16 protein-coding genes, 4 tRNA genes and 1 pseudogene are annotated in these 16,221 nt (G+C 42.1%); 15 read left to right on the top strand and 6 right to left on the bottom strand.

Annotated features, from left to right (window positions below; genetic code table 11):
* Nucleotides 1-16 precede the first annotated feature (16 nt).
* Together DXC01_RS05120 and DXC01_RS20865 are read left to right on the top strand one after the other, a co-directional pair.
* The gene (locus tag DXC01_RS05120; protein ID WP_158583617.1) at nucleotides 17-2,215 is read left to right on the top strand and encodes an Ig-like domain-containing protein; all 2,199 of its coding nucleotides are present in this window, start codon (nucleotides 17-19) and stop codon (nucleotides 2,213-2,215) included.
* A 767-nt stretch (nucleotides 2,216-2,982) separates the two neighbouring features.
* A complete protein-coding gene (locus DXC01_RS20865) occupies nucleotides 2,983-3,108 on the top strand; it encodes a hypothetical protein (protein ID WP_279221570.1) in 126 nt (41 codons plus the stop codon).
* Between the two features lie 113 nt (nucleotides 3,109-3,221).
* Here the strand turns inward: DXC01_RS20865 and DXC01_RS05115 are convergent, their stop codons facing one another.
* The 3 genes from DXC01_RS05115 to DXC01_RS05105 are packed head-to-tail and all read right to left on the bottom strand — an operon-like array spanning nucleotide 3,222 to nucleotide 5,265.
* On the bottom strand, nucleotides 3,222-4,082 hold the full coding sequence (locus DXC01_RS05115) for a hypothetical protein (RefSeq protein WP_118698429.1): 861 nt from the start codon (nucleotides 4,080-4,082) through the stop codon (nucleotides 3,222-3,224).
* 2 nt (nucleotides 4,083-4,084) lie between these two features.
* The gene (locus tag DXC01_RS05110; RefSeq protein ID WP_118698428.1) at nucleotides 4,085-4,963 is read right to left on the bottom strand and encodes a hypothetical protein; all 879 of its coding nucleotides are present in this window, start codon (nucleotides 4,961-4,963) and stop codon (nucleotides 4,085-4,087) included.
* Complete coding sequence (locus DXC01_RS05105) at nucleotides 4,960-5,265, bottom strand: hypothetical protein (RefSeq protein WP_118698427.1); 306 nt, start codon at nucleotides 5,263-5,265, stop codon at nucleotides 4,960-4,962. Before DXC01_RS05105 ends, DXC01_RS05110 begins: the two co-directional genes overlap by 4 nt.
* 1,110 nt (nucleotides 5,266-6,375) lie before the next feature.
* On the opposite strand from DXC01_RS05105, the gene DXC01_RS05100 reads away from it, so the two are divergent.
* The 4 genes from DXC01_RS05100 to DXC01_RS05085 all read left to right on the top strand — a co-directional run bounded on the left by DXC01_RS05100 (nucleotide 6,376) and on the right by DXC01_RS05085 (nucleotide 7,858).
* Nucleotides 6,376-6,630 carry a hypothetical protein gene (locus tag DXC01_RS05100; protein WP_118698426.1) on the top strand — a complete coding sequence of 85 codons (255 nt, stop codon included), beginning with the start codon at nucleotides 6,376-6,378 and terminating at the stop codon, nucleotides 6,628-6,630.
* A 316-nt stretch (nucleotides 6,631-6,946) separates the two neighbouring features.
* Nucleotides 6,947-7,378 carry a hypothetical protein gene (locus DXC01_RS05095; RefSeq protein WP_118698425.1) on the top strand — a complete coding sequence of 144 codons (432 nt, stop codon included), beginning with the start codon at nucleotides 6,947-6,949 and terminating at the stop codon, nucleotides 7,376-7,378.
* A complete protein-coding gene (locus DXC01_RS05090) occupies nucleotides 7,375-7,623 on the top strand; it encodes a type II toxin-antitoxin system HicB family antitoxin (RefSeq protein WP_118698424.1) in 249 nt (82 codons plus the stop codon). Before DXC01_RS05095 ends, DXC01_RS05090 begins: the two co-directional genes overlap by 4 nt.
* Nucleotides 7,616-7,858, top strand: coding sequence for a hypothetical protein (locus DXC01_RS05085; protein WP_118698423.1), 243 nt, complete (start codon nucleotides 7,616-7,618; stop codon nucleotides 7,856-7,858). Before DXC01_RS05090 ends, DXC01_RS05085 begins: the two co-directional genes overlap by 8 nt.
* Before the next feature lie 43 nt (nucleotides 7,859-7,901).
* On the opposite strand, the gene DXC01_RS05080 is transcribed toward DXC01_RS05085, so the two are convergent.
* Nucleotides 7,902-8,108, bottom strand: coding sequence for a type II toxin-antitoxin system HicB family antitoxin (locus DXC01_RS05080; RefSeq protein ID WP_118698422.1), 207 nt, complete (start codon nucleotides 8,106-8,108; stop codon nucleotides 7,902-7,904).
* A 232-nt stretch (nucleotides 8,109-8,340) separates the two neighbouring features.
* Between DXC01_RS05080 and DXC01_RS05075 the strand changes: the two genes are divergently transcribed.
* The 4 genes and pseudogenes from DXC01_RS05075 (at nucleotide 8,341) to DXC01_RS05060 (ending at nucleotide 11,212) form a co-directional block, all read left to right on the top strand.
* On the top strand, nucleotides 8,341-8,586 hold the full coding sequence (locus DXC01_RS05075; RefSeq protein ID WP_118698421.1) for a hypothetical protein: 246 nt from the start codon (nucleotides 8,341-8,343) through the stop codon (nucleotides 8,584-8,586).
* Between the two features lie 66 nt (nucleotides 8,587-8,652).
* The gene (locus DXC01_RS05070; protein ID WP_118698420.1) at nucleotides 8,653-10,383 is read left to right on the top strand and encodes a recombinase family protein; all 1,731 of its coding nucleotides are present in this window, start codon (nucleotides 8,653-8,655) and stop codon (nucleotides 10,381-10,383) included.
* Nucleotides 10,384-10,406: 23 nt separating this feature from the next.
* Nucleotides 10,407-11,012 (top strand): annotated as a pseudogene (locus DXC01_RS05065) (peptidoglycan-binding protein); the annotation flags it as partial.
* Nucleotides 11,013-11,127: 115 nt separating this feature from the next.
* Nucleotides 11,128-11,212 (top strand) — tRNA-Leu (locus DXC01_RS05060).
* A gap of 137 nt (nucleotides 11,213-11,349) precedes the next feature.
* Here the strand turns inward: DXC01_RS05060 and DXC01_RS21415 are convergent.
* A complete protein-coding gene (locus DXC01_RS21415) occupies nucleotides 11,350-11,613 on the bottom strand; it encodes a fibronectin type III domain-containing protein (RefSeq protein ID WP_118698419.1) in 264 nt (87 codons plus the stop codon).
* A complete protein-coding gene (locus DXC01_RS20260) occupies nucleotides 11,513-12,034 on the bottom strand; it encodes a hypothetical protein (protein ID WP_118698418.1) in 522 nt (173 codons plus the stop codon). Before DXC01_RS20260 ends, DXC01_RS21415 begins: the two co-directional genes overlap by 101 nt.
* 557 nt (nucleotides 12,035-12,591) lie before the next feature.
* Between DXC01_RS20260 and DXC01_RS05045 the strand changes: the two genes are divergently transcribed.
* From DXC01_RS05045 to dnaG, 5 genes are all read left to right on the top strand, one after another.
* Nucleotides 12,592-12,676, top strand: a tRNA-Leu gene (locus DXC01_RS05045).
* A gap of 239 nt (nucleotides 12,677-12,915) precedes the next feature.
* Nucleotides 12,916-13,000 (top strand) — tRNA-Leu (locus tag DXC01_RS05040).
* 82 nt (nucleotides 13,001-13,082) lie between these two features.
* Nucleotides 13,083-13,167, top strand: a tRNA-Leu gene (locus DXC01_RS05035).
* A 196-nt stretch (nucleotides 13,168-13,363) separates the two neighbouring features.
* Nucleotides 13,364-14,371: a deoxyguanosinetriphosphate triphosphohydrolase gene (locus DXC01_RS05030; protein ID WP_118698417.1), complete on the top strand. Its 1,008-nt coding sequence runs from the start codon at nucleotides 13,364-13,366 to the stop codon at nucleotides 14,369-14,371.
* Between the two features lie 20 nt (nucleotides 14,372-14,391).
* Nucleotides 14,392-16,194: a DNA primase gene (gene dnaG, locus DXC01_RS05025; protein WP_118698416.1), complete on the top strand. Its 1,803-nt coding sequence runs from the start codon at nucleotides 14,392-14,394 to the stop codon at nucleotides 16,192-16,194.
* The last annotated feature ends 27 nt before the right edge of the window (nucleotides 16,195-16,221 follow it).

Here is a 16,221-nt window from a genome sequence, read left to right as displayed (position 1 = left end):
GAAAAGAAGGATTGATATGAAAAGTAAGAAATTGAAAACATTAGCAGTGGCAGTAGTGCTGTCTCTGACAATTGGTGCCGTCCCGCCTGTAACAGGGACAGAGATTCCGATGATCACGACCACCGTGGAAGCGGCAGCAAAGAAAGTGTCCTTAAAAGCATCCAATAAAAAGGTATACGCAGGAAAGACCGTAAAGATCAATGCGAAAGCAACCAGAGGGGCAAAACTTAGCTATAAAACTTCCAATAAGAAAATCGCCACGGTAAATTCTAAAGGCGTTATCACAGGTAAGAGCGCAGGTACAGCAAAGATTACCATTACAGCAAAGAAATCAAAATATAAGACTGTGAAAAAGACCATCACGGTAAAGGTAGTAAAACAGAACCAGAAGATTACTACGTCAAACGTAACCCTGACCATAGGACAGAGAAAGAACCTGGGCGCAAAAGCCCGCACCCCGATGATCTATAAGAGTTCCAAGCCGAAGGTAGTGACCGTGGACAAGAAAGGAAACTTGCGGGCACTGAAGACAGGTACGGCAAAGATCACCATTTCGGCAAAGGCATCAGGAATATATAACAAAGCATCCAAAACCATTGCCGTAACGGTTTCAAAAGCTGTAGCGTCAAAACCTATAACTCCAACAAGGAAGCCAGAGGCATCAAAACCAACGACAACACCGGTGCCAACAAAAGTACCGGAACCTACAAAAGTACCAGAGCCAACCAAGGCGCCGGAACCGACAGCAACACCGACACCTACAAAAACACCGGATCCTACGAAAGTACCAGAGCCAACAGCGACTCCGATACCAACAGCTACACCGACAGAAATACCAAAACCGGAAGTATCTTATGTAACAGCCCTCTATATTGAAAAGACTGAGGATGATACTTTATATGTAGGAGAACCGAAAGAATGTAATGTAAAATGGGAATCTACAGGTAATACAACCAGAAAAGACTTTATCTATGAATCCAGCGACACTTCCATCGCAACTATTGATGAGAATGGAACAATTACTCCCTTAAAAAACGGAAAAGTTTCGATAACGGTTACTTCAAAAACGCCATTTGCATCTTCGAAAGGAGCTATTTGTTTGCATACGACAAAAAAATATACGGTAAAGGCTCGCTATAATGATGAATACGAAAACGGAGTAGGATTTAAGGATCCAGAAAATGTTACCACAAAAGGAAGAAACGTTGGGATTGGTGAGACAATCAATCCGAATGAAGGCATCAGTAACTGCAGCCCGGAAAAAGCAGAAAAATATCTGACATTTTCCTCCAGTGACCCATCGATTGCTACAATTGACAAGTATGGAAACATCACAGGAGTGTCCAAGGGCTATGTAACATTCACAGTAAAGACAAAACTTCCGGTAGAACCCACAGGCAATTATTATAAGGAAGATTCTGCTACCTATCATGTAGGAGATTATACTTATGAAGAGATTTTGGATGGACTGACTATGGATACCGTTGCAGGACAGACGGCGCACGAAGTGATGAATGACCTGCGGCAGAATCCAGATCACAGAAATTTTTTTAAAGATTATCCGAGTTATCCAACACGTGAATGGTCAGATGGACTGCTCCGTGATGCTGCAACAAGAGCGTCCAGAAACATTGTATGCGTTGTACTTGGTGGATGGGCAGAAGGCGAAAAATCCTCGATAAATCCACTCGCTTCTCATCCAGGCGCATTTAATGGATATGGAGGAGCTGGCTGGGAAACTACAGGAGCAGCTCTTGGAAAAGGGGGTTCTGTATTCTTTGAAGACATTGGACATTTTGGAAATGAAACAGACCCCAAAAAGAAATATGAAGCTATTGCAGTTGTGCAGTACAAAAATGCGGCTGGTATTAACTTAACATCTATGATTGTACAGGCAAGTTCATGTGAAAGGTTTCTGTTAGATAGTATTATTAAATCTAGCAAGATGCCTGCAAGCCAATTTTACGATTACTGTAATCATTTTAATCTGGATATCGATGACGATAAATGGATGATTCCAACAGAGGAAGAAGATTCTTCTGTTGGAGGAGATGATATCTTCTCAGATGGTTCCACAGGTACAGTTGATAGAACATCCTCTGTAGAAACATCAGATGCCGGACAGCAGGAAGAGACTGAAGAAACAGAGGAATTTGAACTTTCCCCAGAGGAAGAAACAGGTGCGGTTTCTGATATAGATGTAACTTTCGAATAATGTTTTATCCCCACTGGATATCCAGTGGGGATTTTTCTTTTACTCTATCAACTTTTTCCTTTTCCTTTTTCTGGAAATAAAACCAAACTTTTAAGTGCCAACTTTTAGGGGAGTAAAAGTTGCTCTCTTCTAGGAAAATCACTTGTTTTTTTAGAATAAAAAGTTGACATTTTTTCATAAAAATTGGAATTTAGGACAATAAAAGTTGAGAAAATAGCAATATCTATACAGATTTGAGTTAGGTTTGTTTGGTTTCCAGGTAATTTTTGATTAATCCTGCTGCCAACTTTTAGATTTATTGATTTTCCGTAAAAGTTGACATTTTTAAGAAATCGGATCATACTCATCCTAAAATTACTATTTTAGAAAAAGCCCGGCGCGCAAATTCTCTTTAAAGCAGATTTATTTCAGGAAAATCCAGATTTTTAAAACGGGATATATCAGAAGAGATATTAAGAAAAAATAGAAAATGCCAAATACGGCATAATCAAAAGGTATTAATGCCGCATACGGCATAGAGTAGCATTTCTAAAAGTGGAGTTTATGCCGTATAAGGCATAATTAAAAGCTGAAAATGCCGTATAAGGCATAAGTGATATTTCAGAAAGAATTGTTTATGCCGTATGAGGCATAAGTAAAGCTCAATAATGCCGTATTGGGCATAAGCAAGAGGTAATAATGCCGTATGTGGCATAAATGAAAATTAATAATGCCGGATAAGGCATTATAGAGTATAATTAAAGATAATAGAAGTGGAGGTAGCCAAAATGGATCCAAATGGACTAACGTGGAGAAAATTGAAAAAACAACTTTTTTCCGAAGAGGAAATTAAGGAGAGCGAAAGACGAGTTGAAGAACTGATGAAAAAGAGACAGCAGAACGGACAGAATTAGGAAAAAATAGGTTTTTGCCTGATTTTTATAGGTTTTAAACTGATTTTGATAGGTTTTGCTTGGGAAATATTGATTTTGAGAAGGATTTGAAAAGGGGTCGATTATGACCCCCTTTAACTATTTTCATAAAGACTTTCTTTGTAGAAATTAATCAGGAGTTGAAAAAGTGGTTTGGTGTGTTCCGGCGCGCGATTAATAATATAGGATGGAATTTGATCGGGAGGAGTGTTTGCGCGGAATAATATGTTGAGCTCCTGCAGCAGTTGGATTATTAATTCAGGATTGCCGGATTTTTTCAGCCAGGTAATGACAAGGCGTTTTACTGAATCATAAAATCCGGTTAAGTATATTTTCAGGCCGGTTTCAATCTCGTCATACGCGCTCTGTTGGTCCGGGAACAGCTGCTGCAGTACGGCGAGAGCACCTTTTAGGAGGACTGGATCCGCTGCATGATAGCGTTTAGTGTAGGGACGGTTTTGGGGTGCTTCCGATTTCCATTCTTTGACAGTCTCCAGGCCAATTCCGTATTCCATCATAATATTTTCGTCGTCATCATCAGTTTCTTTTTGGATAAAATCCTGTTTGGCAATTTCGAGACGTTCCTCCTCGGTCTGTTGGAGGCAAGAGTATAATAAATATACGATCGCGAAGCATTCCGGAGAGGCGCAAGTCTGAACTTGATCGAATAGATATCCCTCCGATTCTCCGTGTTTGATGGCATTGTTGACTATTGACAGAGCTACGCGTAACAGTGCACGACGGGTTCCCTCCGCAAATCCAGCATTGTAATCATAGCCGAGAGAGCCCCAGTAATCAACAATATCGTCCATATTGTCTGGAGCGTCCTTGTAGCCCATGGCGTATATTTGGGCATATTTCTGCCAGTTTTCGTAAACGTCTCGGTCATCTGGGAAAAGATCGAGAATTCTGCCAAGAGCCTTTCTTCGTAATGCGCCGCTGGTTCTACATTCCATATTCAGTTCTCCTCCTTGTCTAATACAACTGTCATTTCTGACATGCATTTATTGAGATTTGCCTGTCGTCTAAGTGCGGTCATTTGTGCGTCCGAAAATCGGACAGAAAACCATTTTTCAATGTTTTCTTTTACTATGTTTGGTTCCTGTCCATCCTGCAATATCTGAACAGCAGTACGACGTGCAATCTGTTTTGTGGTTTTCCGTTCCATGTAGTCTGCGGCCTCCTGTTTCCAACCAACGATTTCCTCGTAACCGATGATATCGTCTTGAAAAAAATCGTAAATGGAGTGAGCATTGCCACCGTGATTACAATACAGGTCCTGCACAACCTCACGTGCCTTATCGCTGCGTCCACGAAGATACGCTACATGTTCTGCTGTTGTTTTAAGAGGAGTAGCTGCTGCTTCCTGCAATCGCCTGAGTGTCAGATTATCAACTTTTGCTCCGGAATTATCAACACTGGAACAGATATTATCTATTTCCGTCTCTGATAGCTCTGGGTAGACACTGTGAATAATGTCCGGTGACACACCGCATTCACACATAAGCTTGACCTTGCGGATGCGGCAGCATCGATTGTGTAGCTCGGATGGTGAGAGGTCAGTTTTTTTCCTGCCGGTTAATTGTTCCTCTTCCTCGTCAGATCTGGCTTCTGCTTTTAAAACTGCCATTGCGTGCTCTGGAATCTCGACGCCGTACCAGTTATCAATACATATCCTGATATCAACAGAAGAAACCCTGTCACGGATCATCGCAATAGCTGTTACAGCTGCAATCTCCTTGGCTTGCTGGTGGTAATATCTCTCATCGTAATTATGCGGGTCGTGGAGACTGCCGCACAATTCATCAACAGTTTTTGATTTTTCTTCGTTATTCATTCGTCCTCCTCCTTAAAAATCTGCCGGAACGTATTACCGGATAATAGTTCTACGGCTACCCGAAATCCCTGCTGAAATCCCCACAGATCGGCAGCACCGGCAAGCTCCATTACCAGAGACTCGATTTCCAGGTATGTGTTATCCATGGTAGACAAGATCTTAATAGTAGTGTTAATAGCATCCTGAAGGCTCTTAGGATAACCAGCATTACAATAATACGCGTAGATTGTCCTCATCAGGTCCTCATCATCTGTTTCAAGCCGGTCAGGATTCCATTCACCGTAATCAATTTTATTGGTCATTTTGCACAACACCTCTTTTTTTTGTAATTATGTGGAAATAGTACCATGAAAATCCTTGAAAATACAGTGTTTATGTGGATAAATAGTATTTTCATCACTTTTACTTTTGGAATGCTTTTTGGGATACTTCAATTTTTATTCAGATATCTGAATGCCGTGTTGTGCAAAATGACGAACGATTTTTAGGACAAAATACGAGAAAAGGCGACAAATTCTTGTGCAGATTTCATAAAGAAAATGCTTTTAGAGCATAAAAAATTGTATGCGTTTGTCCTTATAGGGAAAAGACGTATATTGTCAGTTTTTAAAATGAATTGACAGATGTGTACGCGCAATATCATTTGTGAGGTACGTCAATAGACTTTTTGGAACACCTGTCATATAATGTATATATCAGATCTGAAGGAGATGTTCATTCTCCCTGTTATATAAAACGGGTCGTTCTTGGAGCGGCCCGATACTTCAAAAGTTTTCCAGAAAAAAGTACCTTTACAATTAAAAATGAGATTTGCCGGGGGAGCCCTAAGCGAGTAAAAGATATCAGCTATTAATTTAATGTATTAGCTAATATATTTTATTGACCCAAAGAGCGTGGTCAACGCAAAGCGTTCATTTCGGTTGTAAAAACTATTGGTAAAATTAAAGACTCTTAATTCTATGTTTCTAACCGATTCTACTTTTAGAAAAATTAACGGCTCAAGAGCTCATTAACGATTGTTAATTTTACAGTACGAAAAGTTCTAATGGTAACCGTACCCTATATATATTATAAGAGTACGGTTGTAACATAAATGTCGATAATATGACTTTTAAGGCTACTGATTTTGTGTAAAATGTACAATTTTATAAATCATCAATAAAATCAACAGTTATTAAAATAATCTTAAGCTGTTATATCTAATTAAAAGTAGGAGAGGAGAGGAAAGAAACATAGCTTAACAGTTTGTAAAATTGTCAATGGCTTGTAATATCAAAATGAATGCGTTAGCATTGACTACCAATGTTTGAGCTGATAAAAAATACAGGCCATTAATCAAAATTAACAGCCTGTAATCATTATCAACTCAGAGATCCCCCACAAATCTCAAAAAAAAAGGAAGGAGCCCCACAATGCCAGAAAGTCAGATCTATTACATGAGCGAACTCATCGAAAGAAACCTTGACGAAGTTCTCCAACAGACAGAATTTTCGTTAATAAATTATATCGGTCTGTCACCAGAGGAGGCCAACAGAACGATTAACCTGGCATTATCTCGTATAATAGGAAGAAACTCTGTCAGCCAGCAGCAGAAACAGCCTCGAACTATCCGTATCTCAACAGATAGCAACCCTGATTACACGCTGGCAGAAATACCTTTCTGTTAATCACAACGGTACCCAGCGATAATATTCCAAAAAGTCCACCGTTTCTATATGATCGGTGGCCGGACAAGTCCTACTACATAAGGCAACACCCGGAGGAGTCTGATATTAAGAAAATTAACAATTAGGAGGATCCATAGAACATGTAAGCAAAACATACTATTACATATCTACATTCCGCACAGCAACACACAGAAAGCAGCTGCAGGCGGTAGGAGCAACTGATGACAATACTGTAATTGAACGATTTCACGGTAAGATACCGGAGCGAGAACAATATCAGCGCCTCAAAAACCACCTACTAAAACCCGGTGACATTTTGGTCATCTATGATCTGGAGGCTCTTGGTGGAAAAAGAAGCGCGCGCCAGGAATTACAGTATTATAGAGAGCATGACATCCGCGTAAAAATCCTGGATATCCCAACAACCACAATTGATTATCATGACAACCCAGAGATATCAACAATGATCATGGACACTATCATGAGCACTCTCGATTATGTTATTGATCACGAAATAGAACGTACCCACAAGAAACAGATACAGGGCGTTGATCGGATCCGCGACAAGCCTGCCTGGCACAACTACGGCAGACCGCAAGTACACCTTCCTGATAACTATGCCGAGGTCATGGAGAGGTGGACACGTGGGGAGATTACCGCAGTTGCAGCGATGGGTTTAACCGGACTGAGTAGGACCACATTCTACCGGCTCAGTCATCAATATAAAAATGGAGGTCTGCAGGCATGACAAGGATTGAAGACTATGTGAACAGGAAATATCCTATATTAATCATAGAGGATCCAGTTGAGGGCGGTTATACAATATCTGTCCCTGATCTGCCCGGATGCGTTACCTGCTGCCAACGATGGCAAGATATTCCAGCTACAATTGAGGACGCGAAACAGGCCTGGATAACCGCAGCAATCGAAGAAGGTATCCGGAGACCAGAGCCTACAGATATTAATAACGTGGAGGTATACAAAAATGTTTGATGATTTTGGTGGATTTAATGATTTTAACAGTGGCTTCGATGATTTCGGTGGTATGAATGACCTGTATTACCAGCAGGACGCTATGCAGCAGGATTTATTTCAGCAACAGACAGGGCAGTTTCAACAACAACAGTTCGACAGCATGCGACAGCAACAGGACGAATTCCAGCATCAGGTAATGACGGAACAAAACCAATCTCTATTCAGAAGAATAGTTGATTTCATTTTCTTTTAAATATAGAAAAAAAAGAAAGGGACGGCTCTTAAAAAGCTGTCCCTTAAAAATTCTCCTGAGCAAATTTTGGTTCCGGGATTTCCCTACCTGCTGCCGTTGCCGTATCTATCCATTCTGTAATCACATTTTTTACATTTTCGTATGCCTCATTTGGACTTTTCCCATCCGCCATACAACCCGGAAGATCCGGAACGGTCACAATATAGCAATTTTCCTTCGCTGAATATTTCATTACTATACAATAATTCATCCTATTTTCCTTTCAAAATAATTTTCCTATAAACAGTATAGCACAAAAATTAGAATTGAAAATAGAAGGGGTTATTATTTACTGGGTAAATAATTAGAAACAGAAGAAAAATAGATAAAATGTGAGAGAAATGAAGATATTACGAGGTGACATCTGAATTTTTGCTGTTTTGCAAAATAAATTACATATTAATACCGAAACATAGATTTTTTGAAGAAATGGAGGTATTAATATGACAGGACGTGCATATGATTCGGCAGTCAGGAATACAGATGAAAAAAGGATCATCGAGGCTGATTTTGCCATGAAGGAACCGGTATATGATCGTATTGAAAAGCAGGACCCGTCTGGGGTGAGTGTGATTATGGAATTTCCTCAAAATCCTAAAATTGACGGAGAAAAGATCCTGCAGGAGGTAAGAGCAATTCTTTCCGGAACGTTAAGGGAAACTATGGGAAAGGCAAGCGGAAACGAATGATAGCATGTGAGGAGGCGAGATACCTCCTCAATTGTTTTTTGACGAGGACATATAGGCGGTGAGTAAATGAAAAGAGTACGAGTGTTATTGCGCGTAAGTTCCAATCAGCAGCTGGATGCAGATGGAGATTTGGACATACAGAGGCAGATCGACTTAGATTACATAAGGGAGCATAAAGATTGGGTACTAGATAAGAAGGAGTACTTCGAAGGTAGTAATAGCGGCTACAAGAACGCAGTGGAAAAGCGTGACATTCTGAAAGAAATTTTAGAAGACGCGAAAAATGGAGAGTATGATATTTTGGTTGTCTATAAAGATGACCGTGTGGGCAGACGTATGTGGGAGATCGGATCATACGTGATGACGCTTAAGCGGTATGGAGTGGATATCTATACAGTCAAGGATGGCTGTATTTCTCCGGAAACAGATGATATTATGGGACAGATGGTACTCGCTCTTCGTTATGGAAATGCCCAGAAAAGCAGTTCTGATACTGGGATGCGAGTAAAAGATACCGCAAAGAAGCTTGTTCAAAAAGGAAGGTTTATGGGCGGTAAAGCTCCTTATGGTTATTCGCTGGAATATTCCGGTGAAATAAGCAAGCATGGCAGAGCTTTGAAACACCTGGTTATCATTTCGGAACAGACTGAAGTGGTTGTGTTTATTTACGATTTAGCATTTTACAAGGAATATGGTTCTGTAAAGATAGCAAAAATTTTAAATACTCACGAAAAATATAAGGATATGGCACCGAATGATATCTGGAAAGCTGGAACAATTACGAGCATTTTGACGAATCCCATATATGCTGGTTATACTGCATATAATAGGAGAACCAGAACTGACGGCGTATATCATAAGCTTGGAAGCGATAATTGGATTGTTGCGGAAGAATGTAATCCAGAAATTGCTATTGTAGAGGTGTATATCTGGAATGGTGTACAGGATCTAAGGAAGAAGCGGGCTGACAACATTGCGAAAACAGATGAACACAAAGATCCGAATATAACAGTAATGATTAGCAATAGAGGTACATTAGCTCTGATGGATGTATTATATTGTGGTTATTGTGGATGTAAAATGACCAATGGCAGCAGGTATAATTATTGGACCATCAAGGGTACCGGAGAAAAGCGTTCCGGAAAAGTCGGAATATATAAATGTCAGGATGCATGGAGCGGTGCGGTACATCCGGGAAGAGGTTTTTACCGGGCCGACAAGATCGAACCGATTGTCTTCAACTCAATTTCTGAGTACATAGGGCGGCTGCAGGAAAATGACGATGTTTTTCAGGAAATAGAGATAAATAAACAAAAGGAAAAGAAAGCAGTGAGAACTGAGCTGGAAAAAGAAAAACAGGAGCTTCTCAAGATTCAGAAAAAAATTGATGTCATGGAAGAAAACATTCCACAGGCTATGACAGGAGAATATCCATTATCACTGGATGATCTTGTAAGACTGATTGATAAGCAGAAGGAAACCTATAGTAAACAACAGGAGATAATAAAGCAGAAAGAAGAAAAATTAAAAAATATGGATGTATCCATTTCCGAGTGGGGATACCTCCGGGAACAGATCCCGACGTGGCAGCAGGTGTTTTTGGATGCGGACTCACACACGAAAAGAGTTTTGGTTGATAAGTTGGTTGAGCGTATTGATGTAATGGAAGAACAGATCACAATACGATTTAGAATACGGCTGGAGGATTTTATCAGCAATCCAGAAAAAACAAGTCAGAATTTATTGGCAACAGCGTCTGATAAGAGTATAATTTTAAATAATATTAAGATAAAATGATGTAAGAAATCAACCCCGAATTTATATATAACACGTGGTACCGGAACAAAGGAAAAGATTTTACAATTACATCGTCCACTGCCTATGATCACAAATGGATTCATGGAAGAAATATTTTTGACAGTATTTCCAGAATCGTAGATGAGCTTTTTGAAAATTATCTGTCGAGACCGGATGTGAGACAGCCGATTCTGACCCAGTACTGTGACGGACGGCAGGTACAGTGCAGAAACCGCGGATGGATGACACAATGGGGCAGTAAATCGCTGGGAGATCAGGGGTACTCTCCAATAGAAATTCTTCGGTATTTTTATGGAAATGATATTTATGTAAATGTTGCAGAAGCAGTATCGGGGATTCCTTCTTCCTGGCCGGGATATGATCTTAATATCGGGGCAACAGGAAATAAAGTCCGCCAGATTCAGGAACAGCTGAATGTGATTAGCGATGCATATCCGGCGATACCGAAGGTTGGAGTAGATGGGATTTATGGCGAGCAGACAAAGAATTCTGTTCGTAAATTTCAGGATGTCTTTGGACTTCCTGAGACGGGAATTACAGACTATCCGACCTGGTATAAGATTCAGGAGATTTATGTCGCTGTCAGCAGAATTGCAGAATTGAATTAAATTCACAAAAAAACGGAAAAATTTCAAAAAAAGCCTTGACTTTGTCAGTTGTTTCTGGTATCCTACTACATGTCGCGAGGGAAGAGAATAAAGAATTCCCAAAGAAATGCGATATGCGGAAGTGTCGGAACTGGCAGACGAGCAAGACTAAGGATCTTGTAAGCATTGCGCTTGTGTGGGTTCAAGTCCCATCTTCCGCATGGATAGATCCCTGTATCTGAGAAGGTGCAGGGATTTTTTTGATTATTATTCAGATTTATAAAAAACGCCGCATCACAGAGGCAGAAGATAAATAAACTGCCCTGTGGTGCGGCGTTTTTGGAACTATTTCATAAAATTATTTGATTTTGACAGAGGAAGTTCTGCTCCAAACAGAATAATAATTCTTTTTGCTGACGGTTTTGTATGTGCGGATTCGAATGTAATATTTCTTGCCACGGGTCAGCTTTTTCAGAATGGCAGATTTGGAGCTGCCTTTTGCGGTGATCGTTTTAGCACCCTTAAAGTTGCTTGAAGTACTGTACTGGATCTGGTAGGCAGTAATGGATTTTACCGGTTTCCAGGATATGCTTGCCTGATTCTTTGCAGGTGATTTTTCCATCGGTTTTTTTGTTCTTGATGATATCTGTTTTTTTACTGCTCTGATTCAGGGTAAGAGAAGCAGCTTTTACTGTAAGTGTAGCCTTTGCACGGGCAATCTGAAAGTTGACTGTTTTTCTGCCAGCATAGCATCTGGTACCTGTGACGGTGACAGAAGCCGTGCCTGCGTCTGTGTTATCGCTGTAGGCAAGTGTATAATCTGTGTCAGGGGACAATTTCTTACCGGCAGAGGTTGTTACGGTGATTTTCGGCTTTTTTTCGGAACCATCATAGGTGAATACCGAGCTGGAAAGCTGAACATTGCATTTGCTGAAATCATTGGCAGTAATCTGGAAGGTTTTTGTTATAGAACCGGAAAAGCTGCCGCTTCCATAGATAGTAACGGAAGCTGTGCCTGCATTGGTATTATTACGATAATACAAGGTATAATCCTGATCCTGCGTTAAGGTACTGCCGTTACATTTTACAGTGACATCAGGTTTTTTTGCTGCGCCGTCATAAATCTGCGACTCATCAGAAAGAGTGATGTCGCAACTGCTGATATCTCCACGGCTGATATAAAAGGTGGTGGTAAAATATCCGGAATAATTTCCAATACCTGTGATGCCCGCACGTGCTCTTCCAGGAGAAGCATTGTACGCATATTCTACAGTAAAGTCCCTGCCCTCAACCAGGGTTTTGCCGTTATTAACAATGGTTACTTTGGGTTCCTGTGGTCTGCCATCGTATATGCAGGTGTCTGGTGTAAGTGTACAGGTAGTGCTGCTTGTGTAGATAGAAGCAGGTTCGATCGTGTATTCTTTTGTTACACTGCCGGTTTTTACCAGATGTGGTGTGGTGGCACTGTCGGAAGTGCCTGCGTAATTGGAAAAATAGACTGATAAAAAATGAAAAAAGTGTTGACATATGGAGATTACTTCGTTATACTGTTGATTGTCGCGAGGGAAGAGAATAAAGAATTCCCAGGGAAATGCGATATGCGGAAGTGTCGGAACTGGCAGACGAGCAAGACTAAGGATCTTGTGAGCATTGCGCTCGTGTGGGTTCAAGTCCCATCTTCCGCATGAATGAGTCCCTGTATCTGAGAAGGTACAGGGATTTTTGCATACTGAAACAGAAAGCCGGGGCAAAAGAAGCAATGCCGGAAAAACAGATGAATATCTGCAAACGGTAAGGGCTGGAAAATCAGAAACAAATAATTTTGCAAAAAATAAAAAAGAGTATTGACTATCTAAAAAAGATTTGCTATACTATCATCTGTCGCGAGGGAAGAGAATAAAAAATTCCCAGGGAAATGCGATATGCGGAAGTGTCGGAACTGGCAGACGAGCAAGACTAAGGATCTTGTGAGCATTGCGCTCGTGTGGGTTCAAGTCCCATCTTCCGCATGAAAGGTATTGACTTTTACATTACCTTTTGTTATATTAATATCTATCGCGAGGAAGCAATTGTTTCCAAGAAATGCGGTATGCGGAAGTGTCGGAACTGGCAGACGAGCAAGACTAAGGATCTTGTAAGCATTGCGCTTGTGTGGGTTCAAGTCCCATCTTCCGCATGAGAGAGAACTCCTGTTAAATCAGGAGTTTTTTTTATGCCATAGCAGATAACTCCATAATGTTCTGCCGATACAAAAAAAGAAATTTTTTTTGAAAAAAAGAGGAATTTGAAACATTATGTAGAATATAATTAATATAGGGTATTTTGTCGTTACTGTGAACCATAGTGTTTTTGCACCTGTGGAGGTAGTGCCTATGAATATACGGGAGAAGATGGAACAGCAGGAACTGGAACTTTTGAGTCCATATGCGGCGTGCAGCGCTCATTCCAGAGGCAGGGAACGCACCGAGGAGGAATGCGATGTCAGGACCGTTTATCAGAGAGACCGTGACCGGATTCTCCACAGCAAGGCATTTCGCAGACTGAAAGATAAGACACAGGTGTTTCTTGCACCGCACGGGGACCATTACAGGAACCGGCTCACGCATACACTTGAGGTATCGCAGATCGCACGCACGATAGCCAAGGCACTTCGCCTGAATGAAGATCTGGTGGAGGCGATCGCGCTCGGACATGATCTTGGACATACACCATTTGGGCATGCGGGGGAGCATGCGCTTGATGAGATCCATCCGGGTGGTTTTACTCATTACCGTCAGAGTATTCGTGTCGTGCAGATCCTGGAGAAGAACGGTGAGGGACTGAACCTTACATGGGAAGTGAGGGATGGCATTCTGAACCATCGGCTCAGCGGCAGTCCTGCGACACTGGAAGGACAGGTTGTCCGCTTTTCCGACAAAATAGCTTATATCCATCATGATATGGATGATGCACAGAGAGCAGGTATCCTGACAGAAGATGATATCCCTGTGACGCTTCGGATACTTCTGGGGTATACAACGAGGGAGAGACTGAATACTTTTGTGCATGATATCATAGAGAACAGCCTTGAGAGAGACCATATCTGTATGTCGGAGAGAATCTTCACGGCACTGATGGATCTTCGGACGATTATGTTCCAGAATGTATATACGCATCCGGAGGCAAAGAGAGAAGAACACAAAGCAGTCAGAATGCTTAAGAAACTATATGAATATTATATCGAGAACCCGGAACAGATGTCCAGGGAATATCAGGAACTCATGAAGCGAGGAGAGTCCGGATCCCAGGCGGTCTGTGATTACCTTTCTGGTATGACAGACCAGTATTCCATGGAGAAGTTCCGGCAGATATACATACCAAAGTCCTGGGAAGGCTATTAAGCAGCAGAGGAGGATGGGCAATGCGTTATTCGGACGATATCATTGAAGAAGTACGTCAGAAGAATGATATTGTAGATGTGGTATCCCAATATGTGAAATTAACCAGGAAGGGCAGTTCCTATTTTGGGTTATGTCCTTTCCACAATGAGAAGACACCTTCATTTTCCGTAACACCGGGGAAGCAGATGTATTATTGCTTTGGCTGCGGAGCCGGTGGGAATGTTTTTAATTTTATCATGGAATATGAGAATTATACGTTTGGCGAGGCGCTGAAGCATCTCGCTGACCGCGCGGGAGTGGAACTTCCCAAGATCGAATATTCCAGAGAAGTGAGAGAGAAGGCACAGGAGCGTGCAGAACTTCTGGAGATCAACAAGCAGGCCGCGCAGTATTTCTACTATCAGCTCCGTACAGAGAAGGGCGCGCAGGGGTATCAGTACCTTACAGGGCGCGGGCTCAGTGAGGAGACGATGCGTAAGTTCGGGCTTGGGTATTCGGACAAATTCGGCGGAGGACTGTATCAGTTCCTTAAGTCCAAGGGCTACGGTGATGACCGGCTTCGGGAATCCGGGCTTTTTAATGTGGACGAGCGTCATGGTATGTATGATAAGTTCTGGAATCGTGTGATCTTTCCGATCATGGACGTTAATAACCGTGTGATTGGTTTTGGCGGACGTGTGATGGGTGACGGCAAACCGAAGTATCTGAACTCCCCGGAGACTAAGATCTTTGATAAGAGCCGTAACCTGTACGGACTTAATGTCGCGAGGACGACGAGGAGGAAATATCTGATCCTCTGTGAAGGATATATGGATGTGATCTCCATGCATCAGGCAGGTTTTACCAATGCGGTGGCTTCGCTTGGAACGGCACTGACTTCCGGCCACGCCAGCCTTCTGAAGCGTTATACGCAGGAAGTCCTGCTTCTCTACGACAGTGATGAGGCAGGTGTCCGTGCGGCGCTCCGTGCGATCCCGATCCTGCGGGAAGCTGGCGTCAATTCCAGAGTTGTGAATCTGCGGCCATATAAGGATCCGGATGAATTTATCAAGAACCTTGGAGCGGAAGCTTTTGAGGAACGGCTTGAGCAGGCATCGGACAGCTTTATGTTCCGGGTCAGCATTGCAGAGAGCGAGTTCCCGATGGAGGAGCCGCAGGGGCAGAACCGTTTCTTTGAACGCTGTGCAGAGATGCTTCTGGAACTGAAGGATGAACTGGAGCGGAACCTCTATATCGAGGCGATCGTTAAGAAGTACCGCGGTCAGTACGGTATCAGCGTGGAGGATCTCCGTAAGAGAGTCAATACACTGGCGCTTAAGGGTACACCGGCAGAACGCCGCATCCAGCCAAAGAAAAGTCAGGAAGGTGCACCTAAGAAAAAGAAGGACAGTGCTTCCGATCAGGCGCAGAAATTGATGCTGACCTGGATCGTTACCTACCCTAAGATCTTTGACAAAGTGGCACAGTATCTGACACCGGAGGATTTTGTGGTCCCTCTGTACAGGGAAGTGGCGCAGATGCTTTTTTCTCAGAGGGAAGAAGGCGAGGTAAATCCGGCCAGACTCCTGAACAGTTTCACAGACAGTGAAGAGCAGAGAGAAGTTGCATCGCTGTTTAATGCGACGATCCATCTGGAGACTCCCAAGGAGCAGGATCAGGCTTTTGCCGATACGCTTCTTCGGATCAAGACAGAGAGTCTTGCAGAAAGAAACCGCAACTGGAATCCCACGGATATGGCGGGACTTCAGGAAATCATCAAAGCAAAAAAAGAATTAGAGGAACTCGGCCGAAAACGCCGGGATCTGCATATTTCTTTTGAATAAGGATAAAATATAAACACTATATGGAGG

The organism is Blautia sp. OM07-19 (assembly GCF_003481595.1).
Lineage (GTDB): Bacteria > Bacillota > Clostridia > Lachnospirales > Lachnospiraceae > Blautia_A > Blautia_A intestinihominis.
The sequence above is the reverse complement of the archived record's forward strand: the minus strand, read 5'-3'. Positions and strand labels throughout refer to the sequence as shown.

Excerpts from the sequence above, each read along its gene's own strand:
- dnaG (WP_118698416.1), top strand. The coding sequence starts at position 14,392 with ATGCGTTATTCGGACGATATCATTGAAGAAGTACGTCAGAAGAATGAT.
- DXC01_RS05085 (WP_118698423.1), top strand. The coding sequence starts at position 7,616 with ATGTTTGATGATTTTGGTGGATTTAATGATTTTAACAGTGGCTTCGAT.
- DXC01_RS05115 (WP_118698429.1), bottom strand. The coding sequence starts at position 4,082 with ATGGAATGTAGAACCAGCGGCGCATTACGAAGAAAGGCTCTTGGCAGA.
- DXC01_RS05110 (WP_118698428.1), bottom strand. The coding sequence starts at position 4,963 with ATGAATAACGAAGAAAAATCAAAAACTGTTGATGAATTGTGCGGCAGT.
- DXC01_RS05075 (WP_118698421.1), top strand. The coding sequence starts at position 8,341 with ATGACAGGACGTGCATATGATTCGGCAGTCAGGAATACAGATGAAAAA.
- DXC01_RS20865 (WP_279221570.1), top strand. The coding sequence starts at position 2,983 with ATGGATCCAAATGGACTAACGTGGAGAAAATTGAAAAAACAACTTTTT.
- DXC01_RS05030 (WP_118698417.1), top strand. The coding sequence starts at position 13,364 with ATGAATATACGGGAGAAGATGGAACAGCAGGAACTGGAACTTTTGAGT.
- DXC01_RS05070 (WP_118698420.1), top strand. The coding sequence starts at position 8,653 with ATGAAAAGAGTACGAGTGTTATTGCGCGTAAGTTCCAATCAGCAGCTG.
- DXC01_RS05090 (WP_118698424.1), top strand. The coding sequence starts at position 7,375 with ATGACAAGGATTGAAGACTATGTGAACAGGAAATATCCTATATTAATC.
- DXC01_RS05100 (WP_118698426.1), top strand. The coding sequence starts at position 6,376 with ATGCCAGAAAGTCAGATCTATTACATGAGCGAACTCATCGAAAGAAAC.
- DXC01_RS21415 (WP_118698419.1), bottom strand. The coding sequence starts at position 11,613 with ATGGAAAAATCACCTGCAAAGAATCAGGCAAGCATATCCTGGAAACCG.
- DXC01_RS05105 (WP_118698427.1), bottom strand. The coding sequence starts at position 5,265 with ATGACCAATAAAATTGATTACGGTGAATGGAATCCTGACCGGCTTGAA.
- DXC01_RS05080 (WP_118698422.1), bottom strand. The coding sequence starts at position 8,108 with ATGAATTATTGTATAGTAATGAAATATTCAGCGAAGGAAAATTGCTAT.
- DXC01_RS05120 (WP_158583617.1), top strand. The coding sequence starts at position 17 with ATGAAAAGTAAGAAATTGAAAACATTAGCAGTGGCAGTAGTGCTGTCT.